The sequence below is a fragment of the Ralstonia sp. GX3-BWBA genome (assembly GCF_003290055.1).
Taxonomy (GTDB): Bacteria; Pseudomonadota; Gammaproteobacteria; order Burkholderiales; family Burkholderiaceae; genus Ralstonia; species Ralstonia holmesii.
The window spans coordinates 182,074-198,335 of the sequence record NZ_QMKS01000004.1 but is presented as its reverse complement, the minus strand read 5'-3'; the positions used below and the strand labels follow the sequence as shown (position 1 = coordinate 198,335).

The window sequence follows — 16,262 nt, the reverse complement described above, 5'->3', positions numbered from 1 at the left end:
ATAAGACACAAGAGTGAATTTCGCATTATGCCGGAAAATTTCACCATCCGCCATACTTCCGCCCCTGCGCGCGGGCATCGATCAAGGCAGGATCCGCATCCCGCCGAAAGCGCTCCAGGCATCCACCAGTTGGGCCAGCGCGGCACGCAGATCGAGCGCGTTGCCGGCATCAAGCAAGCGGACCAGACCCGCACCATCCAGGTCCGGATGCCGGCGGACCAACCACGCGAGCGCCGCGATGTGTTCGATCAAGCGATCGTCAGTCCGGTGTAAATGGCTGAAACAAGACAGTCCTGCGTGGCGATCCAGCGGCGCGCCGGAAATCGTCTGTGACACGAGCATGAAATCGTCGAGGGCGGAAGCGCCGTGCGAAGGAGGCCAGAAGCCGGGCAAGGCGCCCAACACAATCAACGCTCCGCAACCCAGGACGAAATCGCGGCGCTGGAGCCGGGCCGGCGGAACGGGCGAGGCGGGCTTGGTAGGGCGGGAAGATGACGACGGGAGAGACACGGCAAGCCTTGAGCAAAATCGGCTCGCATTCTCTAGGTGCGGGCGCCGCCGTCCAATCAGATCGGTCCGAAACGCGGGCGCTGCACGTCCGGTAGCGGGCATCTTTCTTGCGCAGCGCGCCATGCGCCACATCGCGGATCACGAAGCGCGGAGGCTTCTGTCGGTTCCCACAAAAAATTCAGTGCAACGTGTCAACGCGCCTGTAACGGCCTGCGTTATTGCAGATGACTCATTTAGCGGGTCGTTGGTTAACTCACTGATCTATAAAAGGATTCACCATGAAGAAGCTGATCGCTGCCCTGATCGCCGGCCTGTTCGCCACCGGTGTGTTCGCTCAAGCCTCCGCTCCGGCTGCTGACGCAGCTGCTGCTCCGGCTGCTGCCGAAAAGGCTGCTCCGAAGGCCAAGAAGGCCAAGAAGCACCACCACAAGAAGGCTGCCAAGAAGGCTGCTGACGCTTCGGCTCCGGCTGCTGACGCCGCCAAGCAATAAGCTTGTGTTTCTGCCGGGCCCACGCGGCTCGGCCGATACAGAAAAAGCAGATGCTTATGCATCTGCTTTTTTTTCGCCCTCGCCAGCCGAACGGAAATCCCGGGCACGCATGCAGGGCTGTCAAAATAGCGCCATCAAGCTTGAGTACCTTGCCCGTTCCCCACAACAAGAAACAGGGATGGCGCAATGGAATTCCGATCGATGTTCGCTCCGGTGCGACGAAAACGCACCGTGTTCACGATGCTCTCTCTTGCCGCGCTGGCCGCTGCGGCCGTGATTGCCGGCTGCGGTGGCTCGTCGTCCGACTCGACGCCGGTGTCGACGGCTACGCCGTCGGATGCAGCTACGGCTGATGCCAACATCCAGGCCGCATGGGTGGAGATTGGCGACAGCAACCAGGCTGTCGTGCGCGCTGTCACCAGCTATACGAACAGCGCCTCGCCCGTCGACAGCTCGGTCTGCCCGCTGCTGACGGTGGACGGCACCTCCACGCGCATGACGCTGCGCGTGGCTGCCGGCACCCCCGCACAGCGCACCACGGCCAGCGCCGCCAGCGATTCGAAAGCCTCGTCCTTCCCTGTGAACGCCTGCGAAGCCACGGTGGCATCCACGGCCAAGGCCGCGTCGATCGGCGCGCGCGTGCTGCCCCTGCCCAAGGCGAACCCGCAGCGCGTGGTGATCCTGGCGGACACCGGCTGCCGCATGAAGAAGTCCAGCAACACGTTCCAGTCGTGTAACGACCCGCTGTCGTGGCCGTTTGCCAGCGCTGCCGCCACGGCCGCCAAGATGAATCCCGACCTCGTGCTGCACGTGGGCGACTATCACTACCGCGAAAACGCCTGCCCGCCCGACGTGGCCGGCTGCCAGGGCAGCCCGTGGGGCTACGGCTGGGATACGTGGCAGGCTGACCTGTTCCACCCCGCCGCCCCGCTGATGGCCGCGGCCCCGTGGGTGCTGGTGCGCGGCAACCACGAGGAATGCGCGCGTGCTGGCCAAGGCTGGTATCGCTTCCTGGATCCGCGCCCGTACTCGGCCGACCGCTCGTGCGACAACCCGGCCAACGACACGGCTGCCAACACCTCAGACCCGTACGCCGTGGCCCTGGGCAGCGATACGCAGGTCATCGTGTTCGATTCAGCCAAGGCAGGCACGACGGCATTGGCGACGACCGACCCGTGGTTCCAGACGTACCAGAAGCAGTTCAGCACGGTGGGCACGCTGGCCGCCAAGCCGGGCGTGATGTCGATCTTCACCAATCACCACCCGATCCTGGGCTTCGTGCCCATCGCAGGCAGCACGCCGCTGGGCGGCAATGCCGCGCTGCTGTCGGTCATGAACAGTCTGAACGCCACGGCGTATTACCCGCCGGGCGTGCAAGTCGCACTGCACGGCCACGTGCATGACTTCCAGGCCATCAACTTCACCAGCAACCACCCCGCGACCATCGTTGCAGGCAACGCCGGCGATTCGCTCGACGTGGCCCTGCCCGATCCGTTCCCGGCCGTCAGCCCGGCTTCGGGTGTGACGGTCGGCAGCATCTCGCACAACAACTCGTTCGGCTTCATGGTCATGGACCGCCAGCCGGCGCCCGCCAAGGGCTGGCTGTTCAAGGCCTACACCGTGGCCGGCAAGCTGCTGACAACTTGCACGCAGAACGGCACGAGCCTGGTGTGCGACAAGACGGGCTTCGTTGCACCTTGAAGCGCCTGAGCACCGCACTGTGGGTTGCCGCCGCACTCTTCTCGGGTGCAGCGGTGGCCGAATCGATCGGCATGACGCCCAAGCTGGACGCGGTGCCGCCGCCTGCCGAGTCGACCGCGTTCAAGCCGGACCCGAACCTTGTCGCGCTCGGCAAGCGGGTGTTTTTTGACCCGCGCCTGTCGGAGCCGCAAGGCACTTCGTGCGCGGCGTGCCATGACCCGGGCCGCGCCTTCGCACCCACGCTCAAGGGCGAGGCGCTGCGCATCGGCGTGCCGGCCAGCAGCCGCCCCGGGCATGTGGCGGCACGCAATGCGCCGTCGCTGCTGTATCTGCGCTACATCCCCCATCGCTACTTTTTCCAGGATGACGACGCGAGCTTCCCGTCGCCGTTCGGCGGCTTCTTTGCCGATGGCCGGGCAGATTCCATCCCGGAACAGATTCGCGGCCCGCTGTTCAATCCGGACGAAATGGGCAACCGTTCAGCGCGCGACCTGCGGCGCAAGGTGGCCGGCACCGATCTGGACCAAGCGTTGGAGAAGCAGTTCGGCGCCGATGCGGTGCGTGAGCCCGAGCGCCTTGTCGGCGTGTTGGGCAAGGCGCTGGAGGCCTATTTCCAGAGCGACGAGCTGGCACCGTTCACCTCGCGCTTCGACGACTTCCTGCGCAAGCGCACGCCGCTTTCCGCTGCCGAGATGCGCGGCCTCGCCCTATTCCGCAATCCGGACAAAGGCAACTGCGCGTCGTGCCATCTGATGGTGGAATCGTCGTCGCGTCCGGAGCGCTCGCTCTTTACGGATTTCGGCTACGACGCTATCGCTGTGCCCCGCAATCCGCTGCTGCCCGCCAACAAGGACCCACGCCACTTTGACGTGGGCCTGTGCCAGACTGCCCACAAGCTCAAGTGGCCTGAGCCCGACCAGTGGTGCGGCTACTTCCGCACGGCCGGCCTGCGCAATGTGGCGGTGCGCCAGACGTTCATGCACAACGGCGTGTTCCGTACGCTACGCGACACGGTGGCGTTTTATGCCACGCGCTCGACCGACCCCGCGCAGTGGTACCCCGGGGGCAAGCGTTTCAACGATGTGCCTGCCAAATACCAGGGCAACATCAACGTGAATGCCGTGCCGATGAACCGCCGCCCCGGCACCACGCCTGCGCTGATGGAAGACGAGATCGACGACATCGTTGCGTTCCTGCGCACGCTTACCGATGCGCGTTATGTGGCGCTGATGCCCGATCCGGCGGCGGACAAGGCGCGCTCGGCGCATGCGCCCAAGACAGGTGCCAAAACGGTTGCCGTCGAGCACCAAGCCGCCCCCAGCCCCAATACGCGGTAACAACTTCGTCGCCCGGCCGGCCGCCGTCTCATTGACGCCGGCTAGCCGAGTGCCGATCATGGAGCGTTTCTTTTCCGACCCGTTCGCGCCATGACCACCCTGTCCCGCTTCTTTGCCGCCCTGTCGCTGGCCGTTGCCGCCACCGGTGCGCTCGCCCAGACGCCCACCGCCCCCAATACCGGCCTGCCCGTGGCCGACCTGACCATCGGCATGTACAAGGTCAAAGCCGAGGTGGCGGCCACCCCGCAAACGCGCGAGACCGGCCTGATGTTCCGCAAGACCATGCCCGACACCGCCGGCATGCTGTTCGTGTTTGACGAATCCGCCGGCCACTGCTTCTGGATGAAGAACACCGACCTGCCGCTGTCCATCGCCTTCATCACCGACGACGGCACCATCTCCGACATTGCCGAGATGAAACCGCAGACCGAAGACAACCACTGCCCCACCCGGGCCGGCAGCTACGCGCTGGAAATGAACAAGGGCTGGTTCGCACGCAAGGGCGTCAAGCCTGGCATGAAGGTGGGCGGGCTGCCCCGCTGAAACTCGCACGCAGACAACAACAGAGTGGAGACCGCCGCATGCACGCTTTCGACAACAACCGTCGCCGTTGGATGCGGCAGGCCGGCGCGCTAGCCGTGGGTGCGGGCGCAGCGTCCGCAAGTTTGCCGCTGAGCGCCCTGGCCGCCGATGCGCCGAAGAAGGGCACGCGGTTGATCCTGCTGGGCACGGCAGGCGGGCCGACGCCGAAGAAGAATCGCTCGGCGCCGGCGCAGGTGATCGTCATCAACGGCGTGTCGTACGTGGTCGATTGCGGCAACGGTGTCGCACGCCAATACGTGACGGCAGGCCTCAGGCTCAAGGACATCCGCCACGTCTTCATCACGCATCAGCACTCCGATCACAACGCCGATTACGGCACGCTGATGCTGCTGGCATGGGCCACCGATCTGACGGGCCCTGTCGACGCCTGGGGCCCGCCCCCGCTGGCCGCGATGACGACCAAGTTCCTTGAGCTGTACGACTACGACATCCGCACCCGCATTGCCGACGAAGGCCGCCCACCGCTGGCGCCGATGATCCATCCACACGAAATCAGCGAAGGCGGGCTGGTCATGCAGGACGCCAACGTGAAGGTGACGAGCACGCTGGTCAAGCACCCGCCGGTGTCGCCGGCATTTGCGTTTCGCTTCGATTCGGCAGACCGCTCAATCGTCATCTCCGGCGATACGGCGCCGAGTGAGAACCTCGTGCGGCTGGCGTACGGTGCCGATGTGCTCGTCCATGAGGTGATGCACCTGCCGTCGCTGGACAAGCTGCTGTCTACCGAGCCCAACGCCAAGACGCTGCGCGAGCATCTGCTGGCGAGCCACACCTCCACCGAAGCGGTCGGCCGCATCGCCACCGAGGCCAAGGTGAAGACGCTGGTGCTGTCGCACTTCGTGCCCGGCGGCTATCCGTTCCTGGAAGATTCAGTCTGGCTGGATGCTGTGCGCCCGCACTTCAAAGGCGAGATCATCGTCGGGCACGATCTGCAGGAAATTTAAGGACGGCCGCTGGTCGCTTCGCTGCAATCGCGGTAGAGCTGATTACGGCTGCCAGACAGGGTCTCGTCGGCGAGGAAGCCGGTGGGGCCCTTCGTCCACCACACATACTGGCCCGACGCGTAGCGCGCACCGGAAGCGGCCATCACGTTGGCAAACACGAGCGTCTTGCCGTTCAGTGTCATGGCGGCCAGCGGCGTATCGCCCACCGTCATGTATTTCACGAGGAGCGTCTTGCCGCCTTCGCACGTGTAGCGCACGTCGTGCGGGTCCTTGATCGGCAACGCAGAATACGCACGCGCCTGATCGATCGCCTTGTTGAGCCCGGCCTTGGCAAAGTCGAGCGCGGTGTTCAGATCGTCGGACGACATACCCGGCACCGGCGACTGCTGCGCGGTGGCGATACCGCTGAATACGCCAGCGCCAAGCGCCAGCCCAAACATCACTGCAGTTGCAAAACGACGCATGGATCCGTCTCCTGGAAAGGGTCAGCGCAAGCCGGTTAGTCTGCCGCGTCGCTGTCAGGTTCTGTGGGCTTGAGCACGAATGCAGTCGGCTCCACGCGCTGTGGCAGCTCCTCTGACAGCGAACGCGCGGCCTCGGCAAAGCACTGCACGAGGCTATCGGCCAGCGATGACGGCGCGTGATGCTCGGCACGCATGGCGCGCACGTCAAATGTCTGCGCCGGCTCCAGCGCGAACAGCGCGATGCGCTCCATGCTGCCGGTGGCGGCGGTGAACTGGTCGAGCATCGTCACGCCGAGCGACTCCTCCACCAGCGAACGAGCCAACGAATACGTCTGCACTTCCAGCGTCGACTGCGGCGCCAGCCCGCCGCGCGCCAGCGTCTGCCCGACCAGCGAGCCGAGCGAGATCTGGTCTTCCAGTCCGATGAAAGGCTTTTCGGCAACGAGCTTGTGCAGCGCGCGGCCATCCGTCTTGCCGCCCACCCAGGCGCGCGGCACGGCCAGCAGGATGCGGCCCTGCGCGACCGGCGTGGTGCTGATGGCCGGATGCACGGGCGGTGCAAAGGCAAACCCGACGTCGATGTCCTGCGAGAGCAGGCCTTGCACGATCTCAGCCGTGTGATGCGTGAACACGCGTACCAGCGTATCGGGATGGCGCTGCGAGAAACGCCGCACGGCGGGCGCGAGGATGCTGGGCGCCAGGCTGGGCGTCGCGGCCACTCGCAAGCGCCCCGCACCCTTGTGACGCAGATTGGCCGACACGCGCCGCACGCGCTCGACCTCCTGATACAGCCGCTCGACTTCGCTGAACAGTTCGAACGCCTCGGCGGTGGGCTGCAGGCGCCCCTTGGTGCGGTCGAACAGGCGGAAGCCGAGCTGCAGCTCGGTGTGCTGAAGCACGCGCGTCACCACGGGTTGCGACACGTTCAGCATGCGCGCGGCCTCGCTGACGGTCCCGACCAGCATCACGGCGCGGAAGACTTCAATCTGGCGCAGACGCATGGCCGCAGGTCCTCACAATCCGAATAGGGAAGCGCCGATTGTGACATCCAGCGCTGGTCTTCGGCTAGGCGGGCGCCGGTGTGGCGGAAACGCCCTCCGCTTCCAGCGCATCCAGAAACACGCGCACCTTGCGCGGCACCAGCTTGCGGGCGGGCATCAGCGCGTAGACGCGCAGCGCAGTCAGCTCGAAATCGGGCAGCACGCGTACGAGCCGCCCGGCCGCGACTTCCGTATCGCCCACGGAGCGGGCCATTCGCGCCACGCCCAGGCCACGCACGGCGGCGCGGGCGCGCATCTCGGCATTCAAGGTCTGCAGGCGCGGCTGGATCGGAACTTCGATTGGCTCAACCGCGGGCTGGCCGACGGGGCGGAAGGCCCAGCTTGCATCGTCGGGACCGGACAGGCACGGCCAGCCGGCAAGGTCGACGGGCGTCTTGAGCGGCGGGCGTTCCGCCAGCAAGGTCGGCGACGCATACAGGCCGCGCGGGATCAGCACCACGCGGCGCGCCACAAGCGACGAATCCGGCAGCATCTGGTCGACCATCACAAAGACGATGTCGTAGCCGCTGGCCAGCAGGTCGGGCTGCTCCCACGAGATGTGCACCTGGATTTGCAGATGCGGATACTTCTCAAGCGTGCGGCACACGGGTTCAGTCAGGTGCTGCGCACCGACTTCGTACGGCGCGGCGATGCGCAGCGTGCCGGCCACGGTTTCGCTGGCTGCGGTGGTGTCGGCGTGCACTTCGCGCAGGCGCTCGAACAACGGCGCGATGTCGTCGTAGAACTGCGAGCCCGCGTCGGTCAGCCGCAACTGGCGTGTGGTGCGCGTCATGAGGCGCACGCCCAGCGCGGCTTCCAGCCGTGATACGGCGGCGCTGGTCGTCGATTTGGGGATGCCCAGCGCCTCGGCGGCGGCGGTGAAGCTGCCGGCCTCCACCACGCGGCAGAAGGTTTCCCAGTCGTTCCACTCCATTGTTCGCATGACTGGACAGTGTTCCTAGAGTTGGCCGTTTATCCGGCTGGCGGGCAAGTTTATGCTCGGGCACATGTCGCTGCAAATCCTCAAACCCGCGTCTCTGCGGGCGTTTCCCCACTTTTCTTCGGCGCGCGTCCACGCTTTTGGGCTGGCGATGGGCCTCTCCACAGGCCTCGATTTTGTCTCTTCGCAGATGTTCGCCGTGGCGGGCCAGCACATCCAGGGCGGTGTGCATGCGAGCCCCGAGGCGTATCTGTACGCCGTCACAGCGTATGCCGTGGCGGCCGTGGTCGCCAACCTTGCCATCGGCCGCATTGCCGCACACGTGGGCTACCGGATGTATTCGCTGGTGGGCATCGTGCTGTTCGCCATCGGCTGCGTGGTGTGCGCCGAGTCCAACAGTATCGGCGAACTGGTCATCGGGCGGACCATCCAGGGCTTGGGCGCGGGCGGCCTGTTTTCGGCGTCGCGCATTCTGGTGCAGCTCACGGCCGAGCCCGACGAGCGCACTCCTCCGATGCTGATGTTCAGCGTCGGCCTGTTCGGACTGACCACCCTTGCGCCATGGATCTGCGCCGAGGTGCTGGAGTACAGCGAATGGCGCGTGATCTTCTGGATCGAACTGGCGCTGGCCGGCGTGGCATGGGTGGCGGTGTTCTTCCTGCCGCCTGAGCACCATCAGCCGCGCACACGCGCCGCGCGCCGCCCCGATGAAGCGCCGCCCGAAGACAGCCAGTGGGATTGGGTTGGCGTGGGTGCCATGGCCATCGGCGCGCTGTCGGTTTTGATGGGCCTGTCGGAACTGCGCTACAGCCGGCTGACGGCCTCGCCCTTGATTCCGCTGTTGTTGCTGGGCGGTGCGGCTTCGCTGCTGCTGGCCATCCACCGCCTGCGCACGCACCCCGACCCGTGGCTCGACCTCTCGCGCCTGAACGGTCGCCGCTACCTGTGGGGCATCGGTTTCTACGGCATCTATTACCTGATGAGCGGGTACTGGTCGTACCTGTTTCCGGCGGTATCGCAGGGCGGCCTTGGCTTTACGTTCCGCACAACCACGCTGTTTCTGATGATCAGCGGGGCAGTGTCAACGGTGGTAGCCGTCGTCATGACGATTTGGTTGCCATTCTTCTTCCGCAAGCGCCGCTTCATTGCCATCGGGTTTGCCGTGTATGCGGCAGCGGCGCTGCTGCTGGCGACAAGCCTGATGCCGGGCGCGCCGGACTATGCGTTCTTCCCTGTGTCGGTCCTGGAAGGCATCACGCCGGGCGCGGTGATGATCCAGGTCGCGATGATGACCTACCTCGATCTCGACCGCGAAGACTTCGCGCACGGCTATCAGATGAAGAACATCGCGCGCCAGTTTGCGACCGCGGTGGGTACGGGCTTGGCCGCGGTATCACTGCAGACGCAGCAGGCGGAATCGCGCTCGCTGATCGTGGCGCATGTCACGCGCTTCACGGCAGACCTGCAATCCGCCAACCCGCTCACGCCGGAGCGCCTGGCGAGCCTGTCCGCCGAGATTGATCGGCAAGCCACGCTGCTGGCCGGTACGCAGCTCTTCAGCTGGTTTGCGGTGGCGTGCGGCGTGTTTGCCGTGCTGGTGTTGGTGCAGCGGTCGTTGCGCTGAGCGTGCGCATCACGACTTCTGTACCGCGTATCTCCCCGGCCCTGTCGCGGCCAGCAGGAACAGCCCGCCCATGATGCTCAGGTTCTTGTAGAACTGGATCTTGTTGGCAGCTTCCATGGCGCCTTGCATATCCCAGTAGGAATGGGCGATGAACGACGTGCCGAGCACGAATAGCGCCATCAGAATGGCCAGCGGCCGCGTCCACAGGCCGATGAGCAAGGCGATGCCCACGCCAAACTCCATGACGACGGCAACCGCAGCAGCGACCGTCGGCATGGGCGCACCTGTGCTCGTCATGTAGCCGACGGTGCCCTGAAAGCCTGTCAGCTTGCCCCAACCGGACATCACGAACAGCACCATCATCAGGATGCGGGCGAGCAGGATCAATTCGTCGCGCCAGCGTTGAATGAATGCGTCCATCGCGGCCTCCGGAGCCAGTTGTGGTGGCTCCAGTCTAGGCGCTGGAATTGCCAAGTGTGGTTTCGAGCGCATCGAGTACCGCCTGAATCACACCGTGCCGCACATGCTCTTTTCGCTCGATCATGCCGACGGCGCGCACGGGCGTCTGCGGCGGCATGGGCAGGACGCGCAGGGCCGGATCGCTCTCCCAGCTCGCGCGGCGAAGGCGCGGCACCAGCGTGACCCCCACCTGCTGACGCACCAGCTCGACAATCGCCTCGATTGAATTGACCTCGATGAACTCGTTGACCGCCATGTGTGTCTTGCGCAGGGCGCGGTCGATGAGCGCGCCGGTGCGCACCGCGCGGTCGAAACGCAAAAACGGATGGGTGCGCAGGACTTCCTCTGCGCGGCCGCGCGTATGGCGGCCCGCCACCACCACCAGCGGCTCGGTATAGAGCGGATGCCACGCAAGGTTGGCCGGCAGGCGCTCCAGATGTTCGACCACCAGCGCGCCATCCAGCTCGCCGGCTTCCACCTGCTCCGCCAGTTCACCCGATTTGCCGGTGATGAGCTTGACGTCCAGCCCCTTGTGCACCTGCTTGAGCCCCGCCACCGCATGTGCCAGCGACCCCATCACCGAGACCACCGCGCCAATCGCCACGGCGCCGGACAACTCCGTCTGCGGTTCGTCGCCGATGCGCATGGCGTCGTACAGGCCCAGCAGGTGTTCGGCTTGGGGCAGCAGCGCTCGGCCATGGGCGTTCAGCGTGACAGTGCGCCCCGACCGGTCGAACAGATCGCGGCGCAGTTCGGTTTCGAGCGCACGCATCTGCAGGCTCACCGCGGCCTGCGTCAGCGCAACGCGCTCGGCGGCGGCGGCAAACGAGCCATGGCGTGCCACGGCAACAAAGGTGCGGAGGAAGCGAACGGTACTCACAGCAAGGCGCGGCAAACTCTCAAGTTTTTCTTAAGCTGCATCCAATGAATTTTAACTTTATTAAATCCAGCGCACCGCAAATAATCATTCGTCAAACATTCCCGCTTGAGCACCATGTCCTCCCACCGCTTCGATTGGCAAAACCCGTATCCCACCGTTCGCATTCCGCTGTTTGCGCGCAACGTTGTCTCCACGTCCCACCCACTGGCCGCGCAAGCCGGGCTGCGCATGCTGCTCGCGGGCGGTAGCGCCGTGGATGCGGCCATCGCGGCGGCGGCCATGCTCACCGTGGTCGAGCCCGTCTCGTGCGGCCTCGGCAGCGATGCATTCGCCATCTTGTGGGACGGCAAGGCGCTGCACGGCCTGAACGCCTCCGGCACCGCGCCGCAAGCCTGGAACCTCGACTACTTCCGCAACAAGTACGGCGAAGACGCCAACGGCAACCCCAAGCGCCCCACGCGCGGCTGGGATGCGATAACCGTGCCGGGCGCAGTCTCCGCCTGGGCCGCATTGCACGAGCGCTTCGGCAAGCTGCCGTTTGCCGATGTGCTGGAACCTGCCGCCGAGATTGCCGAGCGCGGCCACACCATCGCGCCCATCGTTGCGCACAAGTGGGCAGCGGCCATTCCCGAGCTGCACAACCAGCCGGGCTACGCGCAGGCCTTCATGCCGCACGGCCGCGCGCCGGAAGTGGGCGAGAAGTTCAAGCTGCCCGATGCCGCTGCCACGCTGCGCCGCCTCGGCCAGACCAACGGCCGCGATTTCTACGAAGGCGAACTCGCTGAACGTATTGCCGCGTACTCGCGCGAATGCGGCGGCGGCATGACCGCACAAGACCTGCGCGACTACCGGCCCGAGTGGGTCAAGCCGATCACCAAGCGCTATCGCGGCTACGACCTGCACGAGATTCCGCCGAATGGCCAGGGCATCGCCGCGCTCATCGCGCTGGGCATTCTCGACCGCTTCGACCTCGGCGCCCTGCCCGTCGACTCGGCTGATTCGCAGCATCTGCAGATTGAAGCGATGAAGCTGGCGTTTGCCGATCTGTACAAATACGTGGCCGACCCGCGCTCGATGGAAGTCACGCCCGAGCAGATGCTCGACGACGCGTACCTCGATGCACGCGCCAAGCTCATCGACATGGGCCACGCGCAGATGCCGACCTTCGGCATGCCGCGCGCCGGCGGCACGGTGTACCTGACCGCCGCCGATGAGAACGGCATGATGGTCTCGTTCATCCAGTCCAACTACATGGGCTTCGGCTCGGGCGTGGTGGTACCAGGCACGGGCATCAGCCTGCAGAACCGCGGCTTCGGATTCTCGATGGATGCGCGCTCGGCCAACGTGGTGGAAGGCGGCAAGCGGCCGTTCCACACCATCATCCCGGCGTTCCTGACCAAGGACGGCCAGCCGCAGATGAGCTTTGGCGTGATGGGCGGCGACATGCAGCCTCAGGGCCACCTGCAGACGCTTGTGCGCATGCTCGATTACAAGCAGCAGCCGCAGGCCGCATGCGATGCACCGCGCTGGAAGGTCAACCGTGATTTCACGCTCGACGTGGAAGGGACGATGAACGCCAAGACCGTCGCTGCGCTGGAAGCGCGCGGGCACAAGCTTGAATCGGTGGCCGATCCGTACATGGATTTCGGCTCCGGCCAGTTCATCTGGCGCCTGTCGGACGACGCCGACCACGGTTACGTGGCGGCCAGCGACAGCCGCCGAGACGGCCACGCAGTGGGCTTCTAAAGAAGGCCCGCTGCACCAGCGCGCTGACCTGTCGGACCGGGCGGGCAACGCGCTGCAGTCTCCATAAAAACGATCCCGGCCGGCACCAAAGGAACCCTCATCATGACCGCCCCCTCTGCGGCAGGCTCTGCTGCACCCGCTCGTCCTGCACCAACGAGTACAGCGCACGCGCGCCGCATCGTCATTTCGTCGTCGATCGGCAATGCGCTGGAGTGGTACGATTTTCTCGTCTACGGCTTCTTCGCGTCCATCATCGGCAAGCTCTTCTTTCCGGCCGATGACGAATGGGTGTCGCTGCTGTTTGCGGTGGGCAGCTTTGGCGTGTCGTTCATCACGCGGCCGGTGGGCGCGATCGTGCTTGGCATGTATGCCGACAAGAAGGGGCGCAAGGCGGCACTCACGCTGTCGATCCTGCTGATGATTGTCGGCACGCTGGTGATTGCCGTGATGCCGAGCTACCAGCAGATCGGCATCGTGGCGCCCGTCACCATCCTGCTTGCACGTCTGGTCCAGGGCTTTGCGGTGGGTGGGGAATTCGGCAGCGCGACGGCCTTCATGGTGGAGCACAGCACGCGCGGGCGCGGGTACTACGCAAGCTGGCAGTTCGCCAGCCAGGGCATTGCCACCATTCTTGCGGCTGGGCTGGGGGCGCTGCTCACGGCATCGCTTACGCAAGCGGACCTGGAGGGCTGGGGCTGGCGGCTGCCGTTCATCTTTGGTCTGCTGGTCGGCCCAGTGGGTTTCTACATCCGCCGCCATCTGGACGAGACGCCCGAGTTCGTTGCCGAGCAGAAGAAGACGACGGTCGACCCGCAAGCTTCCTTCAAAGCGCAGTGGATCAACTTGCTGCTTGCGGTGGGCGTGGTGGCGCAATCGACTGTGTCGGTGTACGTGCTGCAGCTCTACATGCCCACGTACGCCGTCAAGCAGTTGCACCTGCCGGCGGCGCAGTCGTTCGCGGTGGTCGTGCTCAATGGCGGGCTGCAGTTCCTGCTCTCGCCGGTGATGGGCGCGCTGTCGGATCGCATTGGCCGCATCCGCATCATGCTCACCACGTCGGTGCTGATGATGCTGCTGATCTATCCGATGTTTGCGCTGTTGCGCGTATATCCGACCATCGGCGCGCTGCTGGCCCTGCAAGCCGTGTCGGGCATCTTCAAGGCCGCATATTCGGGCCCGATGCCGGCGCTGATGTCGGAGATCTTTCCCACGCGCGTGCGCTCGACCGGCCTGTCGCTCGGCTACAGCCTGGGCGTGACGCTGTTCGGCGGGTTCGCGCCGTTTATCGTCACGTGGCTGATCCATACCACCGGCGATACGCTGGCGCCGAGCTACTACGTGCTGACCGCGGCTGCGGTGAGCGGCATCTCGCTGACGATCATCGCGCTGCGTCGTCGCAGGCAAGCGCACGCTGGCTGAGCATTTACGCTTTCTTTACGCGGCGTCACGCCCCTTTTTCACGCTTTTTACGAGCGAATCGATACGGTGTCGTCATGTTCAACGACATGGCGACGCAGGCCGTCGCCACCCCATCATGGCGCGATCGATGCTCCTGTCTTCGCTGGTTCCGCAGTTGCTGCCACCCTCGCCGGCGGCGATGCCTCGCGCGGTTGCCATGCCGGCAAGCCGACACGTGTGCCTGCGCGTGACGGTGCCCGGCGATGCGCCGCACGCGATTCGCCGGCAGTTGCACGCGCTGCTCGGCGACACGCTTGGGCTGTACATCGTCCGGCATGACGCTCGCCGCAAGGCAATCACCGTTGATTTGGAACTGGCCCATGCAGATGTGGATGCGGTAATCAGCGCGCTGCTGCGTGGCTTGCCCTGTGCCATGCTGGGCAGAATTACGCCGCTGTGCATGTCGCACAAACGCGCGATCGCGTCGCTGCACTGAGGCGCGCCATGTTCTCGGGAATCTGGATTCCGCTGGTCACACCGTTTCATCGCGATCGCGTCGACACCACCGCGCTGCGCCGATTGGTGTGCCATTACCAAGGCGCCGGTGTGTCGGGTTTCGTTGCACTCGGCACGACAGGCGAAGCCGCGCTGCTCTCGCAAATCGAGCGCTATACCGTGCTGGAAGCCATCGCCGACGCTTGCGGCGATCGCACGCCCTTTCTGATCGGCGTGGGCGCGGCGGACACGCGCGAAGTCTGCGCGCAAATCCGACACTACGAGCGTTGGAACAGCGCGGGCTACCTGGTGCCGCCGCCTTACTACGTCTGCCCGTCGCAGGCGGGATTGCGCTGGCATTACGCACAAGTCGCCGACAGCACGACCCGCCCGCTGGTGCTCTACAACGTGCCCAAGCGCACGGGCGTCTCGATCGCGCCGCAGACCGCGCTGGTGCTGGCAGAGCAGCCCAACATCGTCGCCATCAAGGAATGTGTGGCCGAGCATTTCGGCGCGTTGCAAGGCGGGCCGCTGGATGTGCTGAGCGGGGATGACGGCGCGCTGCTCGAATGCCTGGCACATGGCGGCACGGGAGGCATCCTGGCCGGCGCGCATCTGCGGCCTGAGCTATTCGTGGCACTGGTTGCGCACCATCGCGCGGGTCGCATCGACGAAGCCCGGCGGTTGGCCGACGCCCTCGCGCCGTTGGCGGCGCTGCTGTTTGCGGAGCCAAACCCAGCGCCGGTCAAGGCCTTGTTGTCTGCGCAGGGAAGCATTGGCGCAGATACGCGCGCGCCGATCCTGCCGGTGTCAGAATCGCTGCACCGGCGCCTGATGACAGCGATGCACACATTGGAAAACGTCGAAGCAGATTGCCCGCTGCGACTGGCCTAGATACCGAGAAGGCCGATCAGGCGCCCTTGTACCAGGCCGCGTTGAACGGCGCGCCATGGCGCATGTAACGCGTACCGCGATGATGACGACGTGCGTTGGCGGATGCCGGCGCGTCGTTGTCTTCCAGCGTCTCGCGTTCGGCGACCGTGCGCGCGCGCGGCGGCGGCACTTGCGAGTACACGCGTTGCTCCATCCGGTCACGCGCTGCCGCAACGCGGTCGGGCGATGCGGGTTGCGTAGCCGCTTCCGTGGGTGCAGATGCGGCGGTCGGCGCCGGCGTCGCTGCGTTGGCAGGCCCGGCGGCCATGGCAACGCTCATCGCATCGCCGGCCTGCGCGGCCGTCGGCGTGCGGCTGGCGAGGCTCTTCACCCAGGGCGCGTGGTACATCCCGACGTAAATCGCCCCCGTCACAGCAATCAACGCGGCTGCAACGCTGCTGAATGCGCCGCCGACTACGGCACCCGACACGCGCTCCCACCACGGCTTGCGCTCTGCGGCGGCCTGCTCCACATCCGACACCTCGGTCGGGTCAACATGGGTGGCAGCCAGATGCGACGGCTCCGTGGCGTCTGGCGGTTGAGCAGTGATCGAAGCAGGCAAGCGCATGGTGAGAACTCGAGATCATGGATCGGCAGCGTCGTCTTCTGCCGAACGTTATTCGGAAACCGCCGCATGTCACCTGTGTGACAGCCGGACGGAGGATGAGCAGCCTTGGTTAGCAAGTTTCCTGCCGGG

The 16,262-nt window shown here is 65.5% G+C and carries 17 protein-coding genes; 10 read left to right on the top strand and 7 right to left on the bottom strand.

What is annotated here, in order from left to right; all coding sequences use genetic code 11:
- Window positions 1–81: 81 nt before the first annotated feature.
- Window positions 82–402, bottom strand: coding sequence for a hypothetical protein (locus DOD19_RS27820; protein ID WP_235193142.1), 321 nt, complete (start codon window positions 400–402; stop codon window positions 82–84).
- Window positions 403–788: 386 nt separating this feature from the next.
- Between DOD19_RS27820 and DOD19_RS02680 the strand changes: the two genes are divergently transcribed.
- The 5 genes from DOD19_RS02680 (at window position 789) to DOD19_RS02660 (ending at window position 5,586) form a co-directional block, all read left to right on the top strand.
- A complete protein-coding gene (locus DOD19_RS02680) occupies window positions 789–1,001 on the top strand; it encodes a hypothetical protein (RefSeq protein ID WP_004631913.1) in 213 nt (70 codons plus the stop codon).
- A 186-nt stretch (window positions 1,002–1,187) separates the two neighbouring features.
- A complete protein-coding gene (locus tag DOD19_RS02675) occupies window positions 1,188–2,702 on the top strand; it encodes a metallophosphoesterase (protein ID WP_112183870.1) in 1,515 nt (504 codons plus the stop codon).
- Window positions 2,699–4,039 (top strand): cytochrome-c peroxidase, encoded by a 1,341-nt coding sequence (locus DOD19_RS02670; RefSeq protein ID WP_112183868.1) that lies wholly within the window; start codon window positions 2,699–2,701, stop codon window positions 4,037–4,039. Before DOD19_RS02675 ends, DOD19_RS02670 begins: the two co-directional genes overlap by 4 nt.
- A gap of 90 nt (window positions 4,040–4,129) precedes the next feature.
- Window positions 4,130–4,582, top strand: coding sequence for a DUF192 domain-containing protein (locus DOD19_RS02665; protein WP_024974947.1), 453 nt, complete (start codon window positions 4,130–4,132; stop codon window positions 4,580–4,582).
- 38 nt (window positions 4,583–4,620) lie between these two features.
- Window positions 4,621–5,586 (top strand): MBL fold metallo-hydrolase, encoded by a 966-nt coding sequence (locus DOD19_RS02660; protein WP_112183866.1) that lies wholly within the window; start codon window positions 4,621–4,623, stop codon window positions 5,584–5,586.
- On the opposite strand, the gene DOD19_RS02655 is transcribed toward DOD19_RS02660, so the two are convergent.
- The 3 genes from DOD19_RS02655 to DOD19_RS02645 form a co-directional block, all read right to left on the bottom strand.
- Entirely contained in the window at window positions 5,583–6,050 is a 468-nt protein-coding gene (locus tag DOD19_RS02655; RefSeq protein ID WP_024974945.1) for an MliC family protein, read from the bottom strand. The two genes, DOD19_RS02660 and DOD19_RS02655, sit on opposite strands and share 4 nt — an antisense overlap.
- Before the next feature lie 35 nt (window positions 6,051–6,085).
- A complete protein-coding gene (locus DOD19_RS02650) occupies window positions 6,086–7,051 on the bottom strand; it encodes a LysR substrate-binding domain-containing protein (protein ID WP_112183864.1) in 966 nt (321 codons plus the stop codon).
- Window positions 7,052–7,115: 64 nt separating this feature from the next.
- Window positions 7,116–8,024: a LysR family transcriptional regulator gene (locus DOD19_RS02645; RefSeq protein ID WP_024974943.1), complete on the bottom strand. Its 909-nt coding sequence runs from the start codon at window positions 8,022–8,024 to the stop codon at window positions 7,116–7,118.
- A 73-nt stretch (window positions 8,025–8,097) separates the two neighbouring features.
- Between DOD19_RS02645 and DOD19_RS02640 the strand changes: the two genes are divergently transcribed.
- Window positions 8,098–9,654, top strand: a complete 1,557-nt coding sequence (locus DOD19_RS02640) for an MFS transporter (protein WP_024974942.1) — start codon at window positions 8,098–8,100, stop codon at window positions 9,652–9,654.
- Between the two features lie 9 nt (window positions 9,655–9,663).
- Here the strand turns inward: DOD19_RS02640 and DOD19_RS02635 are convergent, their stop codons facing one another.
- Window positions 9,664–10,074: a DoxX family protein gene (locus DOD19_RS02635; RefSeq protein WP_024974941.1), complete on the bottom strand. Its 411-nt coding sequence runs from the start codon at window positions 10,072–10,074 to the stop codon at window positions 9,664–9,666.
- A 34-nt stretch (window positions 10,075–10,108) separates the two neighbouring features.
- The gene (locus tag DOD19_RS02630) at window positions 10,109–10,993 is read right to left on the bottom strand and encodes a LysR family transcriptional regulator (protein WP_045202747.1); all 885 of its coding nucleotides are present in this window, start codon (window positions 10,991–10,993) and stop codon (window positions 10,109–10,111) included.
- A gap of 114 nt (window positions 10,994–11,107) precedes the next feature.
- Here DOD19_RS02630 and DOD19_RS02625 point away from each other — a divergent pair, with 114 nt between their 5' ends.
- The 4 genes from DOD19_RS02625 to dapA all read left to right on the top strand — a co-directional run bounded on the left by DOD19_RS02625 (window position 11,108) and on the right by dapA (window position 15,526).
- Entirely contained in the window at window positions 11,108–12,739 is a 1,632-nt protein-coding gene (locus DOD19_RS02625) for a gamma-glutamyltransferase family protein (protein WP_112183862.1), read from the top strand.
- A gap of 102 nt (window positions 12,740–12,841) precedes the next feature.
- Window positions 12,842–14,158, top strand: a complete 1,317-nt coding sequence (locus tag DOD19_RS02620; RefSeq protein ID WP_112183860.1) for an MFS transporter — start codon at window positions 12,842–12,844, stop codon at window positions 14,156–14,158.
- Between the two features lie 127 nt (window positions 14,159–14,285).
- Window positions 14,286–14,633: a hypothetical protein gene (locus DOD19_RS02615; protein ID WP_112184307.1), complete on the top strand. Its 348-nt coding sequence runs from the start codon at window positions 14,286–14,288 to the stop codon at window positions 14,631–14,633.
- 8 nt (window positions 14,634–14,641) lie between these two features.
- On the top strand, window positions 14,642–15,526 hold the full coding sequence (gene dapA, locus DOD19_RS02610; RefSeq protein ID WP_112183858.1) for a 4-hydroxy-tetrahydrodipicolinate synthase: 885 nt from the start codon (window positions 14,642–14,644) through the stop codon (window positions 15,524–15,526).
- A gap of 16 nt (window positions 15,527–15,542) precedes the next feature.
- On the opposite strand, the gene DOD19_RS02605 is transcribed toward dapA, so the two are convergent.
- Complete coding sequence (locus DOD19_RS02605) at window positions 15,543–16,133, bottom strand: hypothetical protein (protein ID WP_112183856.1); 591 nt, start codon at window positions 16,131–16,133, stop codon at window positions 15,543–15,545.
- Window positions 16,134–16,262 lie beyond the last annotated feature (129 nt).

Coding starts and splice junctions, on each gene's coding strand:
- DOD19_RS02675 (WP_112183870.1), top strand. CDS start 1,188: ATGGAATTCCGATCGATGTTCGCTCCGGTGCGACGAAAACGCACCGTG.
- DOD19_RS02645 (WP_024974943.1), bottom strand. CDS start 8,024: ATGGAGTGGAACGACTGGGAAACCTTCTGCCGCGTGGTGGAGGCCGGC.
- DOD19_RS02655 (WP_024974945.1), bottom strand. CDS start 6,050: ATGCGTCGTTTTGCAACTGCAGTGATGTTTGGGCTGGCGCTTGGCGCT.
- DOD19_RS02635 (WP_024974941.1), bottom strand. CDS start 10,074: ATGGACGCATTCATTCAACGCTGGCGCGACGAATTGATCCTGCTCGCC.
- DOD19_RS02650 (WP_112183864.1), bottom strand. CDS start 7,051: ATGCGTCTGCGCCAGATTGAAGTCTTCCGCGCCGTGATGCTGGTCGGG.
- DOD19_RS02640 (WP_024974942.1), top strand. CDS start 8,098: ATGTCGCTGCAAATCCTCAAACCCGCGTCTCTGCGGGCGTTTCCCCAC.
- DOD19_RS02660 (WP_112183866.1), top strand. CDS start 4,621: ATGCACGCTTTCGACAACAACCGTCGCCGTTGGATGCGGCAGGCCGGC.
- DOD19_RS02680 (WP_004631913.1), top strand. CDS start 789: ATGAAGAAGCTGATCGCTGCCCTGATCGCCGGCCTGTTCGCCACCGGT.
- DOD19_RS02625 (WP_112183862.1), top strand. CDS start 11,108: ATGTCCTCCCACCGCTTCGATTGGCAAAACCCGTATCCCACCGTTCGC.
- DOD19_RS02665 (WP_024974947.1), top strand. CDS start 4,130: ATGACCACCCTGTCCCGCTTCTTTGCCGCCCTGTCGCTGGCCGTTGCC.
- DOD19_RS02605 (WP_112183856.1), bottom strand. CDS start 16,133: ATGCGCTTGCCTGCTTCGATCACTGCTCAACCGCCAGACGCCACGGAG.
- DOD19_RS02620 (WP_112183860.1), top strand. CDS start 12,842: ATGACCGCCCCCTCTGCGGCAGGCTCTGCTGCACCCGCTCGTCCTGCA.
- DOD19_RS02615 (WP_112184307.1), top strand. CDS start 14,286: ATGCTCCTGTCTTCGCTGGTTCCGCAGTTGCTGCCACCCTCGCCGGCG.
- dapA (WP_112183858.1), top strand. CDS start 14,642: ATGTTCTCGGGAATCTGGATTCCGCTGGTCACACCGTTTCATCGCGAT.